Genomic DNA, 16,885 nt, shown 5'->3' on the forward strand with positions numbered 1-16,885 from the left:
GTTAACACAACCATTTGGATTAAAAATAATAAAAAAGAAAAGGGTGGGGAATGTCAAATGAGAAAAACTTTGTATTTAGCTTTTATTTTGCTTTTTGTATTTGTGTTAGCAGCATGTAGTAAGCCAGGAAGCTCTAATAAGGAAAAAGAACAGGACCCAAAACCTCAAGATAAGAATAATGAAGGGGAAGTAGTAACTCTAGAGCCAGAAGAAGGTGCTGAATTAATCCTATGGGGGAATGATGAAGAAGAAGGGGAATGGCTAAAGTTTGTTGGTGAAAAGTTTACAGAGGAATACGGAATACCGACTACTTTCGAAGCTGTAGGACACACAGATGCACCTGGGAAACTACAAACAGATGGACCAGCAGGGTTAGGTGCGGATGTATTTATGGGTGCACATGACCATGTGGGGAATATGGATACTGCAGGACTTATTTATGATAATTATTTTGTCGAAGAATATAATGAACGTTTTATGGAAGGTGCAATGGCAGCAGTTTCAGCAATGTCGGATGGAGAATTTACTACATTTGGATTTCCAATCGCAATTGAATCGATGGCGCTTTATTACAATAAAGATTTATTAGATGAGATGGGATTCCAACCCGCTGAAACAATGGAAGAATTAATTGATCAATCAAAACAATTTATGGAGAAAAACCCAGGTTCATATGGTTTTATGTTTGAACCAGGAAACTTCTATCAAACGTTCGCATTCCTTGGGGGATATGGAGGCTATATTTTTGGTGAGAACAATACAGATCCAAGTGATATTGGTTTAAACAATGAAGGTGCAATTAAATCTGGAGAGCTAATGAAGCGTATCCAATCAGAGCTTTTGCCAATTAAGGTAGAAGATATTACAGGTGATGTTATCAATTCTTATTTTAATGAAGGGAAACTTTTATATAATTTTAATGGTCCATGGGCACTAAAGGGTTATCTCGATTATGGAGTAAATCTTGGAGTAAAGATTATGCCTAAATTAGAAAATGGAAAAGTTCCAACCACATTTTCAGGTGTAAAAGCTCTTTTCGTGAATTCCTATAGTGAATATCCAAAAGCTGCTACATTATTTGCGCAATTTGCAACTAGTGATGACATGCTATTGAAACGATATGAAATAACGAATCAGTTGCCGCCTTCCATTGCTTTACTAGATCAGCAAAAAATAAAAGAAAATGAATTTAATCATGCGTTTCTAGAACAAGCGCAATATGCAATTCCAATGCCGAATATTCCTGCGATGCAACATGTTTGGGGAGGAATGGGAGTGGCATTTACAGCTATTTGGAATGGGGATGCTGAGCCTAAAGAGGCATTAGATAAAGGTGTACAACAAATAAAAGATGCTATTGATTCTCAAAACTAATAATGGGATAGGAGGGGGAGAGGATTTCTCGCCCCTCTAACTTAGATGGAGGTGGAACGAATGAGTACTCTCGCCCGTAACAAAAGTGGTTTGCAGAACGATAAAATAGAGAACCCAAAAACCCCTACAAATAAGTCTATTAAGCGTAAGCCTATAATTGCCATGCTACTATCTATTTTGTTTATGGGTCTTGGGCAGATTTATAATAGACAGATTATTAAAGGGATAACTTTTCTTGTAATTGAACTATACCTATTAATTTTTTGGACTGTTCCTTTTCAATGGGCAATGTGGGGTTTTACTACACTTGGTGAAACTGCACAGAGGAGAGAAGGATTTAATATTATTCAAGGGGATCATTCAATTTTCCTCATGATAGAAGGAATATTATTTTTAATTTCATTCATGTTGTTTTTATGGTTCTACTACTTAAATATTCGTGATGCCTATAAAGTAGCAAAAAAGAGTTTGATGGGGATAAAGCCTAATAATGCCAAGCAAATGCTGAAAAATATTTGGGAGAATGGTTTTCCTTATCTACTCTTAACTCCGTCTGTTCTGTTTACATCATTTTTAACGATTTTACCATTAATATTTGGAGTATTAATTGCATTCACAAACTATTCGGCACCTAATCACTTGCCACCTAAAGCTTTAGTAGACTGGGTTGGATTTGAAACTTTTATTAAACTATTTCAAATGAAAACATGGAGTACTACATTCTATGGAGTTTTTACTTGGACTATCATTTGGGCCATACTCGCCACAGTGACAACTTTTTTCTTAGGGTTGATTTTCGCAGTATTAATCAATCGACAAGGAATTAGGTTAAAAAAATTCTGGCGCAGTATTTTCATTTTACCGTGGGCAGTGCCAGCCTTTGTATCTATTTTAATAATGAGAAATATATTTAACGGCCAATTTGGACCGCTAAATCGTTATTTAATGGATCTAGGGATTATTGAAAATGCTATTCCATGGTTATCAGACCCTTTATTAGCAAAAGTGACATTAGTTGTCGTTAATATGTGGTTCGGTTTCCCGTTTTGGATGGTATTAATGAGTGGTGTCATGACAAATATCGATAAAGAATTATATGAAGCAGCAGAGGTGGATGGTGCATCTCCGTCACAAAAATTCTGGAAAATAACGATGCCATTAATAATGTTTGCTACTGCACCACTAGCAATTATGTCATTTGCTAATAATTTCAACAATTTTAATTTAATTTATTTAATGACTACTGGTGGACCTGTAAATATGAATTATACGTATGCCGGGTCAACGGATATATTAATTAGTTGGATTTATAAGTTAACACTAGATAATAATCAATTTGCAGTAGCTTCTGTTGTTTCTATTTTAATATTTATTGTAATCGCTACCTTCTCTGTCATTAACTTTAGAAAAACAAGAGCATTTAAAGAGGAGGATATGATGTCATGATAGGACAATCTCTGAAGAGGAAACTAACAAATGGAGTAATTTATATTTTATTATCTATTACAGCGTTATCAGTGTTATATCCTGTCGTCTGGGTTATAACAGGATCATTGAATCCTGGTGATACATTAATGTCAACTCGTTTAGTTCCTGATTCGTTATCACTTCATCATTATACTCATTTATTCCAAGAGACAGATTATTTAAAATGGTACAAGAATACCTTTAAAATAGCTGTCTGGAATATGATACTATCTACCATTTTAGTTGTATCAGCCGCATATGCATTTTCTAGATTTCGTTTCCCTGGTAGGAGACAAGGGTTGATGGCAATGCTAGTATTGCAAATGTTTCCTGGCTTCATGGGAATGATTGCTATCTATATATTATTACTTCAGCTAAATTTACTAGATAACCACTGGGGATTAATTCTTGTCTATGCAGGAGGCTCAATTCCGTTTGGTGCTTGGCTCGTAAAAGGATATTTTGATGGACTTCCAAGGAGTTTAGAAGAGGCAGCAAAAATTGATGGAGCGGGTCATATTACTATTTTTGTGAAAGTAATGATGCCTTTATCAAAACCTATTTTAGTATTTATTGCTGTGAACAATTTTATAGGACCATGGATGGACTTTATATTTGCTAGGCTGGTTTTAAGGTCAAGCGATAAAAAGACATTGGCAGTAGGGCTTTTTGAGATGGTAACTGGTAGGGGGAATACCGAATTTACAACATTTGCTGCAGGTGCAGTTCTAGTTGCTGTACCTATAACAATACTATTCTTTATATTTCAAGATCACCTTGTAGAAGGTCTTAAGGCAGGTGCGAATAAAGGCTAAATGATAGCTTTAAACAAGGGTTAAGCTGTATAATTTATTGTAATAGAAATGAAAGTAGGGGTAGCATGTCTGTAACAATAAAAGATGTTGCCAAGTTAGCTAATGTTGCTCCATCTACTGTATCAAGAGTGATTGCTGATAGTCCTAGGATTAGTGAGCAAACTAAGCAAAAGGTCAGGGATGCAATGGAAGAATTAGGATATTACCCTAACTTTATTGCTAGAAGCCTAGCCAGTAGATCAACACATGTTCTTGGTCTTGTAATGCCAGGTTCGGCAGATGTCGTTTTTCAAAATCCGTTTTTTTCTAATGTATTACAAGGACTAAGTGAGAGTGCACATGAGAAAAAATATGCTCTGCAAATGACAACAGGAAAAAAAGAGTCGGAAATATATAATAGTGTTGTTGAAATGGTTCAAGGCCGTAGAGTGGATGGGATTATTCTTTTAAATTCCCATATTAATGACAAAATTATGAAGTATTTATTATCAACTGATTTTCCTTTTGTCGTAATAGGAAAGCCATATGAAAATCTTGATCAAATTACTCATGTGGATAATGATAATATTTTAGCAGCTAGAGAAGCAACAGAATACTTACTAACACTGAATCATAAAAAGATTGCCTTTATAGGTGGAAGTCTTAACTTAGTAGTAACAATCGACCGATTATTAGGGTATGATATTGCTTTGCGTCAGGCAGGAATTACTTTAAATAGCCAATACGTTATTCATGAAGAATTTCTACAGGAGGGTGGTCGAGAGGCAATATCTGAGCTATTGAAGCTTAGTGAGCCACCCACTGCCCTTGTTGTAGCAGATGATTTAATGGCACTTGGAGTGTTAAAAAAGCTTGATGAATATGGCGTTTTAGTTCCAAAAGATCTATCTATCGTTAGTTTCAATAATGTATTATTTACTGAAATGTCAAAGCCACCATTGACGTCAGTTGATATTAATATTTTTGATTTGGGATATGAAGCGGCAAAAAACTTAATACGTAAGATTGAAAATCCAGATGAACCTATTAGGAGAATTATCATTCCACATCAAATCGTTGAAAGATCATCATGTAAAGAATATAGAAGTAATTAAGCCAGTGCATAACAAGGAGTGCATGGGCTCTTTTTTTGCTTCAAGTTTCTAATATAGACGGAATTTCCTAAGAATGCAGTATCTGTTGGGAGAATGGAATGTATTAAAAATGAAAAATATCAGAAGTATAAGAGATAGATAGACTGTTTTACAGACATTGCTTATGTACGATAAAGTTTTTTTAAAATGCGGCGTAATTAGTAATTGTTTCATATAAATGCAGTTAGTTAAACGGAACTCTTGAATAGCCTAATATTATTGCTATTAAGATTCAATACAATTACAATATATACATGGAAATCTATTACAAATAGCTGGTATTCTAATCAATTTAGACCGGCTATTTTGTTCTTTTTCCACCTCATTCAACTGTGCAGTATACCAATAATGATGTAACGTAACCTCTAAATTAAGGAGATGGGAAATGTGAATATTGATATTCAACAATCATGGTGGGCAATGAATGGATTAGGGAATGGAGAAAGAGAATGGACAATGGAGGAAAAGTTCGAAAAGATAGCAGAAGCCGGTTTTACAGGGGTAATGGGAAATTTACCTAGAGATGAAGAATCTGAGAAATGGAGGCGCTTACTTGACGAGTATAACTTTTCGTTTGGCGTAAATTGCTTTCCATCAAAAAAAGAAGATCTACAAGCATTAATTCCTAGAGTGAAAAACTTTGGAGCACAATATATCAGTGCCCAAGTAATGGACGATTTTATTATTGGGGAAGAGGCAGTAAAGCTGTTACGCAATCTTAATTCGGTTGCGAAAGAAAATGAAATGCCATTCTTCATAGAAACACACAGAGGTAGGATTACTCAAGACTTAATTCGAACAGTAGATTATGTTCATGCAATTCCAGAAATGCGTTTAACAATTGATTTATCACATTATGTGCTTGCTGGTGATGGATGTTATTCAAAAAAAGCACAAGAACATTTTGAAGCATTGCTGCATAGAACCTCATCCATTCATGGGCGTGTATCTAATGGTCAACAAGTACAAATCGATATAGGTCCAAATGGTGAGCATCCTGCTGTAGAAAGGTTTAAACATTGGTGGGAGAAAGGGATGGAATATTGGTTACAACAAGCGAAAGAAGGAGATGTTCTTCCTGTCGTATGTGAACTTGGTCCACCGGATTATTCCATTACTCACCCAGGGGATGATGTGAAAATAGAGATATCAAATCGCTGGGAACAAGCAATTGTGTTAAAAAACATATTTGAGCAAATATGGGAGAGAGTAAAAAGTAGAAAGTAATGAATAGTATTTAGTTTAAGTAGGAAGTGATACAAATTGTTTAAGTACATGAAACCATATTCTTTACAAATATTTTATGTTGTTATTTTAACCTTAGCTGGTATTTTACTAGAATTACTCTTGCCAACTTTAATGGCTAGTATTGTGGATATTGGAATTGTGAATGGTGATATTCCTTACATAATTAAGATAGGTGCATGGATGATTCTATGTGCTCTCGCAGCAGTAGGGCTTACGGTTGGTGTATCTTTTTTTGCATCAAAGGTTGCCCAAGGTTTCGGGAGAGATGTTAGAAAGACTTTATTCGTACATGTAGAGAATTTTTCCTTACAAGCCTTTGATAAAATCGGTCCAGCTTCATTAATCACCAGGTCCACGAACGATGTAAAGCAAGTTCAAGATGTATTAAATATGATCTTACGAATGATGACGCGAGCACCTTTAATGCTCATAGGAGGGATAATTCTTGCTGTTTCAAGAGAACCAGGATTATCAGTCATATTTTTAGGCGCACTCCCATTATTAGCGATTTTAATTTTTATCATATCACGTAAAGCTATTCCATTGTTTGTCTCGTTACAAAAGAAAACAGATAAGCTAAATTTGCTTGTGAGAGAAAGTTTAATTGGTGTTCGAGTTGTCCGAGCATTTAATCGAGTTCAAGCAGAAAAGAAACGCTTTAATACAGCAAATGAAGATTTTCGTGATACAGGAATTAAAGTAAATAAATTAATGGCATCTCTATTCCCAATTATGATGATTGTGATGAATTTTACGAGTATCGCTATCGTTTGGTTAGGAGCAATTCGAATAGATCAGGGACATATGCAGGTGGGTAATTTAATGGCATTCCTTCAATATGCCATGATGATTCTCATGTCATTAATCATGCTTTCAATGGGATTGATTATGATTCCTCGTGCTCAAGCTTCTGTCAAAAGGATTAATGAAGTACTTTCTATGCATCAAGAAATAAAGGATCCAGATAATCCTAAAGTCGTGAAGAATGGAAAAGGATTAGTAGAATTTCAAAATGTTAGCTTTCGATATGAAGGAGCGGAGAAACCAGTTCTTCAACATATTTCTTTTCGAGCAGAACCAGGTAAAACAACAGCTATTATAGGTAGTACGGGTGCTGGTAAATCGACACTGTTAAAATTAATTCCAAGATTATATGATGTCGAAGATGGAAATATACGTATTGATGGAATTGATGTGCGAGATATGACACAAAAGCAAATAAGAGATCGAATTGGATATGTGCCTCAAAAAGCTTCCTTGTTTAGTGGAACGATTGCTGAAAATCTTAACTATGGAAAAAAAGATGCTAATGAAGAAGAAATGAAGGAAGCACTGGAAATTGCTCAGGCAACAGACTTTGTCATGAAAAAAGATGAGGGAGTTCATACATTTATTGAGCAAGCAGGTGCAAATCTTTCAGGGGGACAGAAACAACGACTCTCTATTGCGCGAGCACTTATTCGAAAACCAAATATCTATCTGTTCGATGATAGCTTTTCTGCTCTAGATTACAAAACAGATGCCGCATTAAGAAAAGCTTTACATGCGGTTACATCAGATGCAACGATTATATTAGTTGCTCAAAGAGTTAGTACAGTAGTAGATGCTGATCAAATAATTGTATTAAATGAAGGTAAAATAGCTGGTATTGGTACACATAAAGAGTTATTAGCAAATAATGCTATTTATCAAGAAATTGTTTCTTCACAACATGCAGAGGAGGCGGGAGCATGAGTAAAAGAATGAAACATAAACCGGCTCCTGTTGGCAGACCACATGGTGGACCAGGCATGATGCATGGTGAGAAACCGAAGGAATTCAAAAAAACGCTCTGGAGATTAATAGGGTTTCTGAAACCTCGTAAATATCAATTGATTTTTGTAGCAATTGCAGCCCTCTTTGCAACCGTCTTTAATGTGATAAGTCCGAAATTACTAGGGGATGCTACTACATCCATCTTTACGAGTATCACTTCTGGAACTAAGATTGATTTTGATTTTTTACAGCGCTTATTATTTATCTTGCTTGGCTTGTATGTATTATCTGCATTATTCTCTTATTTGCAACAATATATTATGGCAAGTGTTTCACAAAAAACAACAGCTGAATTGAGACAAGCAGTAAATGAAAAATTAACCCGATTGCCTTTACGGTATTATGATCAACACCCACATGGAGATGTGTTAAGTAGAGCGATAAATGATATTGATAATATTAATAATTCAATTCAACAAGCATTATCACAAATGATAACTTCTGTTATCTCGATTATCGGTACGATATTAATGATGCTTTTAATTAGTCCGATATTAACACTTATTGCTTTAATTACAATTCCGTTAAGTGCGTTTGTCATAAAGTTCGTTGCTTCTTATTCACAGAAGCATTTTATTAATCAGCAAAAAGAACTCGGTAATATAAATGGGCATATTGAAGAAATGTTTTCTGGTCATCAAGTGATAAAAGCATTTGGGAACGAAGATGAATCAATTAAAGAATTTAATGAAATGAATGATCGACTATATGAATCGGGGTGGAAATCCCAATTTATTAGTGGAATTATGATGCCGCTTATGTCCTTTGTAGGAAACTTAGCATATGTTTTAGTCAGTGTAGTTGGTGGTGTACTTGTATTAAATAGGACAATTCAAGTAGGAGATGTCCAGGCATTTATCCAATATACACAGCAATTATCACAACCAATGGCACAGGCAGCTGGGATTGCGAACATGATTCAAACCGCCCTTGCTTCAGCAGAGCGTGTATTTGCCTTGTTAGATGAAGAGGAAGAACGTGAAGAAATACCTGCGCAAGTAGATGTGAATTCATTTAAAGGGAAAATTACATTTGATCACGTCCGCTTTGGGTATGAAAAAGACAAGCCAGTAATTAAAGACCTAAACCTTGAAGTGGAACCAGGACAAACTATTGCGATAGTTGGCCCAACAGGAGCGGGAAAGACTACAATAATAAATTTACTAATGAAGTTTTATGAAATAGATAGTGGGCAAATCTTAATAGACGGAATGAGTATTAATGATTTATCACGAGAACAGGTTCGCTCGATGTTTGCGATGGTTCTCCAAGATACGTGGCTATTTCATGGGACGATACGTGAAAATATTGCCTATGGAAATGAACATGCTACAAATGAGGAAATTGTTAGAGCGGCTAAAAGTGCTTATGCCGATGAGTTTATACGTACATTACCAGATGGTTATGAAACAGTTCTAGGAGAAGATGCTTCAAATATTTCTCAAGGACAGAGACAATTACTTACAATTGCGCGTGCAATCCTAGCTAATCCGAAAATATTAATTTTGGATGAAGCAACAAGCAGTGTTGATACAAGAACAGAAATGAATATTCAATTAGCAATGAACGAATTAATGGTAGGTAGAACGAGTTTTGTCATTGCACACAGATTGTCCACTATACGTGATGCAGACATGATATTAGTAATGAATGAAGGAGATATCATTGAAAAAGGCTCACACAAAGAATTGCTTGAATTAAATGGTTTTTATGCAGATCTTTATTACAGTCAATTCACGACAGCATCAAGTACTGGATAATTAGTATGAAAAGACACCTTGTTTAGTCTAAAAATAGTACTAACAAGGTGTTTAATCATTAAAAGTGGGTATGAAAGTAGTATTATTTTCGCAAATAACACATATGTTAGAACAGTCTAAATATTATACGAATAAAACTATTTAACCATCGATAACTCCTGGGAATATACATCGCAATTTTTTGCAAAAATTACCACCAGGTTCTTTTTATACGTCTCTCTATATGTAATAAGGCCTATAATTATAGCGGTTTCATCGCTGTTGTATAATCGGAATAATATAAAAAAGGATTTATCTGTAAGTTGATTTTTGTTTTAGAGTTCCTTATAATAAATTTAGTTCGATTCCCGTAGTAAATTTTCAGAAAAGTTACTATATAAATATAGTAAAAAAGTCTTAATATTTCATTGACTTTGATTTTTTATTGTAATATAGTGAGATATTATATTAATATATTATCTGTTCAGTAACTTTATAATAGTCTGGATAAGTGATAGTTAGGTTCTACTAGAAAACTATACACTGAATTGTCTGAACGTTCTGGTAAACGGCCGAGTAACATAAAAATAACTGTTTGGTAGAGAATAATATACGCACGCTCAGTAGTTATCCTAAGGATTTGATATGTGAGTAATTGTAACTGGGTGAGAGAAAAGTAATGCGATGTATAAGTGTGATTTCACAAAATTTAGGTACTAAGATTTAATTATTCTTTTTAGGGTGATGAAGTTGAGCGAAAAACTATTGGAAATTAAGAATCTGAAAACATCTTTTCGTATAAAAGATGATTATCATGCAGCAGTTGATAACTTAACACTTACTGTTAATAAAAATGAACTACTAGCGATTGTTGGAGAATCTGGTTGTGGTAAAAGTGCGCTGGCGTTCTCTGTTATGGGACTACATACCCGCGCAAAAATTGAAGGGAATATTTTGTTTAAAAACCAGGATTTAGCAAATATGCCTGTGTCTAAATTAAATAAGTTGCGCGGAAAAGAATTAGGGATGATTTTCCAAGACCCACTTACTGCACTTAACCCTCTAATGATAATCGGGGATCAAATAAGAGAAATATTGTATCTTCATAACAAGAATTTTTCGAAAAGTCAACAAAAAGCGAAAGTTATTGATTTGTTGACAAAGGTTGGGATACCTCGACCAGAACGTGTATATCAACAATTTCCGCATGAACTATCTGGTGGTATGAGACAGCGTGTAGTAATTGCAATGGCAATTGCAAATGGGCCCGAACTATTAATAGCAGATGAACCAACTACTGCTTTGGACGTAACGATTCAATCACAAATACTCGATTTAATTAAGGAACTGAAAGAAGATATTGAGGCTGGAATTATTCTTATTACCCATGATTTAGGTGTCGTGGCAGAAATGGCAGACAGAGTTGCAGTAATGTATGCAGGCCAAATTGTTGAGATTGCTGATGTGCATACATTGTTTAGCAATCCATTACATCCATATACTAGATCATTATTGAATTCTGTTCCAAACGCTGTGCAGGACAAATCCAAACTTCACGTTATCCAAGGGATTGTTCCTTCACTACAAAATTTACCACGGGAAGGTTGTCGGTTCAGCTCAAGAATTCCATGGATAGACCAATCAGCTCATGAAGAAAATCCTGAGCTTCATGAAGTTAGTCCTGGTCATTTTGTTCGCTGTACTTGTCACCAACATTTTTATTTCCCTGATGAAGACGGCAAGGAGGAACAAAATCATGTCATTTCTTGAAGTTGAAGATTTGAAAGTCCACTTTCCTATAAAGGGTGGCTTATTTGGAAGAACAGTAGATTATGTAAAAGCAGTTGATGGTGTTAGTTTTTCTCTTGAAAAAGGGAAAACATATGGTCTTGTAGGTGAATCGGGATCAGGAAAAACGACTACCGGACGAGCAATTATTGGACTAAATAATATTACCTCTGGAAAAGTTACTTTTAATGGGAATGACATAACTAATTTGCGTCGTGTAAACAAAGAATTACGCAAAGATATTCAAATGATATTTCAAGACCCATACTCTTCTCTGAATCCAAAAAAACGCGTAATTGATATTATTGCTGAACCTATTCGTAATTACGAGAATCTAACAAAAAATCAAGAAAAAGCACGTGTTCATGAATTACTAGAGTTAGTTGGTTTAAGTCCTGAAAGTATTTTTAAATATCCGCACGAATTCTCAGGTGGACAAAGACAACGTATTGGAATTGCTAGAGCGATTGCTTTGAAGCCTAAGTTGATTATTGCAGACGAACCTGTTTCTGCTCTTGATGTATCTGTGCAAGCTCAAGTACTAAATTTTATGCAAGATATTCAAAAAGAGCTTGACTTGACATACCTCTTTATTAGTCACGACTTAGGAATCATTAAACATATGTGTGATCATATCGGAATCATGTATAAAGGACGTTATGTAGAGGAAGGCACAACGACGGATATTTTCGAAAACCCTCAACATATTTATACGAAACGTCTCGTTGCAGCTATTCCTGATATTGATCCGAACAAACGTGATGAACAGCTTAAATTCCGTCAAGCAGTCAAAAAAGAATTCGATGAATCTTACAATGATTATTTTGATAGCGAGGGTCTGGCATATAAATTACAGCCAGTATCTGATACGCATTTAGTAGCTTTGCCTGAGAAAGGTTGAATGATATGTGGAAATTTACATTACGAAGAATCTTTATAATGATTCCTCAAATAATATTACTTAGTATACTTGTTTTTATTATGGCAAAATTCATGCCGGGTGACGCTTTAAGTGGAATGATTGATCCAAATATAGACCCGGAAACAATAGAGGAACAAAGACGTAAGCTTGGCCTTTTCGATCCATGGTATGTTCAATACTGGGATTGGGTAAAAGGACTTGTACTTCATGGAGATTTAGGTCAGTCTTTCCGTTATAAAATGGATGTGACGGACTTAATTGGTCAAAAATTGCAAAATACGGTATGGCTAGCATTAGCAACACTAATTTTAACGTATTTAATTGCGATTCCATTAGGAATTACAAGTGGTCGTTTTAATGATACTTGGGCAGATCGTTTGATTACTGGTTATACTTACGTAGGATTTGCAGCACCATTATTTATTTTCGCGTTATTGATGCTTTGGGTATTCGGTTTTCACTTCGACCTCTTCCCTACAGGAGGTAGTGTGGATCCAAGGGTAACAGCAGGAACCTTTGATTATTGGTTAAGTAGATTTTATCATTTGTTACTTCCGGCATTATCCATGGCACTAATTACAACTGTTTCGACTGTACAATATTTACGTAATGAAATTATTGATACAAAACAAAAAGACTTTATTCTTACAGCTAGAGCAAAAGGTGCTTCTGAAGGTAGGATTTACAATCGCCATATTTTAAGAAATTCACTACTGCCTATTGCAGCTTTCTTCGGATATGAAATTACAGGATTAATTGGTGGAACAGTATTTATCGAACAAATCTTTAGTTACCCTGGTATGGGGCAATTGTTCTTAGATTCAATCGTGACACGTGATTATAGTGTTGTAACTTCTGTCGTTCTTTTATTTGGAATTGCATCCATACTCGGTGCACTATTATCAGATATTATACTAAGTCTCGTAGACCCGCGAATTCGAATTAAATAAGCATCTGCTAGATTCTGAGGTGAATGAAAAAATGGAAGTAAATAATATGAATGTCGCGGATACGAACCAGAAGTTAGAGAAAAGTCCTTCTGGCTGGCGCATAATATGGCGTGAGCTTGTCCGCGATAAATTAGCATTAGTCTCTTTGATATTTTTAATTTTGATTGTCACTACTGTGTATAGTGTTTCATTATTTTTAGATTTAAAGGAAATAGTTAGGGTAGATCCATTTGAATTAAATCAACCGCCATCTGATGATTTTCTTTTAGGAACAGATCATGGTGGTAGAGATATATTTGGACAGCTTATTATTGGGACCCGAAATTCATTAACGATTGGAATTATGGTAACATTAATGACTGGAGTAATAGGTATTTTAGTTGGATTAATTTCTGGTTATTTTGGTGGTACGATAGATAATATCATTATGCGTGTTGTTGACTTCTTTATGATTTTGCCATTCTTAATGATTGTTATCGTTTTTGTTGCATTAGTACCAAAATATAGTATCATGTCATTTTCTTTAATAATGACAGCATTTCTATGGATGGGGATTGCGAGGTTAATTCGTTCCAAAGCCTTACAAGAAAAAGAACTTGATTATGTTCAAGCTTCCAAAACTCTAGGCTCATCCAATTTGAAAATTATGTTTACCCAAGTATTACCGAATCTAAGTTCTATCATTATTGTTACGATGACATTAAACTTAGCGGCAAACATTGGGTTAGAATCTGGACTCTCGTTTTTAGGATTTGGCTTCCCTGAGGATACACCAAGTTTAGGAACACTTATCAGTTATGCCACAAACCCAATTACGTTAGAGAAAAGATGGTGGATTTGGTTACCTGCATCAATATTAATTCTAGTATTGATGTTGAGTATAAATAACGTTGGTCAAGCGCTTAAACGTGCGACTGACGCAAGACAAAGAAGAGGATAAGAAAGGGGAGATTAAGTGATGAAAAAGTTCACTAAAGCATTTTTGTTAATGCTTGTCTTGGTACTTGTGCTAGCTGCATGTGGCGATAAGGACTCAGACGGCGGTAAGAAGAAAGATGATGAGAAAGAAAAAGTTTACTCCATCGAAGATTTCAGTAACGTGAAAACGAATAAGGGAGAAGCAATTGAAGGGGGATCATTAACTTTTGGTCTTGTTTCAGCTGACCCATTCCAAGGAACACTTAACTGGAACTTCTATTCTGGTGACCCAGATGCTCAAATCCTACAATGGTTTGATGAAGCACTATTAACATGGGATTCAAGCTATGTGTACACAAATGATGGTGCTGCAACTTATGAAGTTTCTGAAGATGGAAAAACATTTACTTTCACAATCAAAGATAATGTAAACTGGCATGACGGTGAGCCTGTAACTGCTGAAGACTGGTTATTTGCTCATGAAGTTATTGGACATCCAGATTATGATGGCCCTCGTTACGATGCGACTTTAAGAAACGTTGTTGGTATGGAAGAATATCATGCAGGTGAAGCTGACACGATTTCTGGTATTGAAGTTGTAAGTGATAAAGTATTGAAAATTACGTATGTAGAATCAAATCCATCATTAATTACAGGTGGTATTTGGACTTATCCATTAGCGAAACACATTTTTGGTGATATGCCAGTAAAAGATATTTCTTCTTCTCCTGAAGTACGTGAGAAGCCAATCGGTTTTGGTCCGTTCATCGTTGAAAATATCGTACCTGGTGAGTCTGTAGTTCTTAAGAAAAATGCTAATTACTGGCGTGGAGAACCAAGCCTAGATGAAGTAGTTGTTAAGGTTGTTAATCCTAATGTTTTAGTTCAATCATTAGAAAAAGGTGAAGTGGACTTAGTAAGTTCATTCCCAGTTAACCAATTCCCAGAAAACGCAGAGTTGTCTAACGTTGAGTACTTAGGTAACGTTGACCGTGCATATTCTTATATTGGCTTTAAGTTAGGTACATGGGATAAAGAAGCAAAACAAGTTAAAACTGATCCAAATGCAAAAATGGCAAACAAAAACTTACGTAAAGCTATGTGGCATGCTATAGATAATGACACAGTTGGTAAGAGATTCTATCATGGTCTACGTTGGGCAGGTACTACTTTAATTCCACCATCCCACCCAGAATACCATGATGATACAAATCCAGGTGCACCATACGATTTAGATAAAGCTAAAGAACTTCTTGATGAAGCTGGATACAAAGATACAAATGATGATGGCTTCCGTGAAGATCCAGAAGGTAATGAATTAGTAATTAACTTTGCTTCTATGTCTGGTGATGATATTGCAATGCCATTAGCACAATATTACATCCAACAATGGGAAAAAGTTGGTTTGAAAGTTCAATTGTTAGATGGTCGTCTACATGACTTTAACAGCTTCTATGAGCGCGTTGGTGAAAAAGGTGACGATGATCCAAATATTGATATTTATGCAGGAGCATGGGGCGTTGGTATTGACGTAAACCCTGATGGTCTATATGGCCGTGACGCTATTTATAACTTTACACGTTGGTCTCACGAAGAAAACGATCGTTTGCTAAAAGAAGGTATTTCTGACAAAGCATTTGATCCTGAGTATCGTAAAGAAGTTTATAAAGAGTGGCAAAACTTTATGATTGAAGAAGTACCAGTATTCCCAACTCTTTACCGTTCTGTATTAGTACCTGTAAACAACCGTGTTCATAACTATGCTATCGGTGATGGTACAGGAGTATACCTATACGAACTTGCTGTAACTCAAGAAGAGCCAAATCCAGCAAAATAATTTAGATTAAGAGGCTGTCCAATAAGTTATTAACTTGTTGGAAGCCTCTTTTTTGACTCTGACTGTTGATTTCCGTTACAGGCGCTCGCTTTCCGCGGGCGGTTCGGAAGCCTCCTCGGCGCATATTGCGCCTGTCTAGCTCAGGCTCCTAGCAGCTAGCGAACGAGCCATTCCTTTCCCTACGATAAGTCAACATCGGCAAGAGGAACGTCGACTAAAAGCGGCACGTCCTGTGCCGACGTCGACGTGACCCACATCCTGTGGGCCCTCGCCGTGTTTCCTTTATCTCAGTGCAGGATTGTCTCCCGTTCGTACGCCGCTGATCAGTCGCCTTCGCTTTTCTATCTGTGGGGTCTCCCGGCTACCGTTTTTCCCGCAGGAGTCTCGCGCCTTTCACTCCAATCAACATTGTGGAAGGTATGATATTCCCATATTAATCAAAGTGTTAAGGGTAATATTATTTTCCGTGATTGTTATATATTAAAATAATTTCATTTTTATAGAAAAATTCGTAACTGATAAATAGTAACAGATGTGATCACAGGAGAGTTGGTTGGAAATTAAACCATGTTTTTTACTCAAAAGGAAAAAACAAAGAGGCTGAGACAGAGGTATATGGATGCAAAAAAAAACCGAACTATAACTTGTTTCAAAACAAAATAGTTCGGTCACTTTATCAATTATAAAAATTTTCTAGTTACCAGCGAAGTGTATTTCCGAAGCGGTATAGCTACACTTACATTGTTCGGATTTACATTTAGGTCAAATGGTTATGTCCCAGCCTCTTTCCTACGATTAGTCAAGTGTAAATTTAACATTTAATTATTATACAATATAAATTTTTGGCATAGGAAATAAACCTCAGCAATTTAGATTTTT

The 16,885-nt window shown here is 35.7% G+C and carries 12 protein-coding genes; all 12 read left to right on the forward strand.

Features of this window, described 5'->3' with window-relative positions; genetic code table 11:
• Positions 1 to 57 precede the first annotated feature (57 nt).
• Positions 58 to 1,374 (forward strand): sugar ABC transporter substrate-binding protein, encoded by a 1,317-nt coding sequence (locus ACFPM4_RS07260; protein WP_382349530.1) that lies wholly within the window; start codon positions 58 to 60, stop codon positions 1,372 to 1,374.
• Positions 1,375 to 1,536: 162 nt separating this feature from the next.
• On the forward strand, positions 1,537 to 2,820 hold the full coding sequence (locus ACFPM4_RS07265) for a carbohydrate ABC transporter permease (protein WP_382349555.1): 1,284 nt from the start codon (positions 1,537 to 1,539) through the stop codon (positions 2,818 to 2,820).
• A complete protein-coding gene (locus tag ACFPM4_RS07270; protein WP_144928128.1) occupies positions 2,817 to 3,656 on the forward strand; it encodes a sugar ABC transporter permease in 840 nt (279 codons plus the stop codon). The genes ACFPM4_RS07265 and ACFPM4_RS07270 overlap by 4 nt, the downstream gene beginning before the upstream one ends.
• Before the next feature lie 65 nt (positions 3,657 to 3,721).
• Positions 3,722 to 4,750 carry a LacI family DNA-binding transcriptional regulator gene (locus tag ACFPM4_RS07275; RefSeq protein ID WP_382349533.1) on the forward strand — a complete coding sequence of 343 codons (1,029 nt, stop codon included), beginning with the start codon at positions 3,722 to 3,724 and terminating at the stop codon, positions 4,748 to 4,750.
• 417 nt (positions 4,751 to 5,167) lie between these two features.
• Positions 5,168 to 6,016, forward strand: a complete 849-nt coding sequence (locus ACFPM4_RS07280; RefSeq protein WP_382349535.1) for a sugar phosphate isomerase/epimerase family protein — start codon at positions 5,168 to 5,170, stop codon at positions 6,014 to 6,016.
• A gap of 48 nt (positions 6,017 to 6,064) precedes the next feature.
• Positions 6,065 to 7,771 carry an ABC transporter ATP-binding protein gene (locus ACFPM4_RS07285; RefSeq protein ID WP_382349537.1) on the forward strand — a complete coding sequence of 569 codons (1,707 nt, stop codon included), beginning with the start codon at positions 6,065 to 6,067 and terminating at the stop codon, positions 7,769 to 7,771.
• Positions 7,768 to 9,612 (forward strand): ABC transporter ATP-binding protein, encoded by a 1,845-nt coding sequence (locus ACFPM4_RS07290; protein ID WP_382349540.1) that lies wholly within the window; start codon positions 7,768 to 7,770, stop codon positions 9,610 to 9,612. Before ACFPM4_RS07285 ends, ACFPM4_RS07290 begins: the two co-directional genes overlap by 4 nt.
• Positions 9,613 to 10,341: 729 nt before the next feature.
• Positions 10,342 to 11,361 (forward strand): ABC transporter ATP-binding protein, encoded by a 1,020-nt coding sequence (locus ACFPM4_RS07295; protein WP_144928140.1) that lies wholly within the window; start codon positions 10,342 to 10,344, stop codon positions 11,359 to 11,361.
• Positions 11,348 to 12,280, forward strand: coding sequence for an ABC transporter ATP-binding protein (locus ACFPM4_RS07300; protein WP_382349544.1), 933 nt, complete (start codon positions 11,348 to 11,350; stop codon positions 12,278 to 12,280). Before ACFPM4_RS07295 ends, ACFPM4_RS07300 begins: the two co-directional genes overlap by 14 nt.
• A gap of 5 nt (positions 12,281 to 12,285) precedes the next feature.
• On the forward strand, positions 12,286 to 13,251 hold the full coding sequence (gene opp4B, locus ACFPM4_RS07305; protein WP_382349548.1) for an oligopeptide ABC transporter permease: 966 nt from the start codon (positions 12,286 to 12,288) through the stop codon (positions 13,249 to 13,251).
• Positions 13,252 to 13,282: 31 nt separating this feature from the next.
• Entirely contained in the window at positions 13,283 to 14,191 is a 909-nt protein-coding gene (locus ACFPM4_RS07310; RefSeq protein ID WP_144928149.1) for an ABC transporter permease, read from the forward strand.
• Between the two features lie 18 nt (positions 14,192 to 14,209).
• Entirely contained in the window at positions 14,210 to 16,006 is a 1,797-nt protein-coding gene (gene opp4A, locus ACFPM4_RS07315) for an oligopeptide ABC transporter substrate-binding protein (protein ID WP_382349552.1), read from the forward strand.
• Positions 16,007 to 16,885 lie beyond the last annotated feature (879 nt).

This window comes from Lederbergia graminis (assembly GCF_042655485.1).
Lineage (GTDB): Bacteria > Bacillota > Bacilli > Bacillales > Bacillaceae_C > Lederbergia > Lederbergia graminis.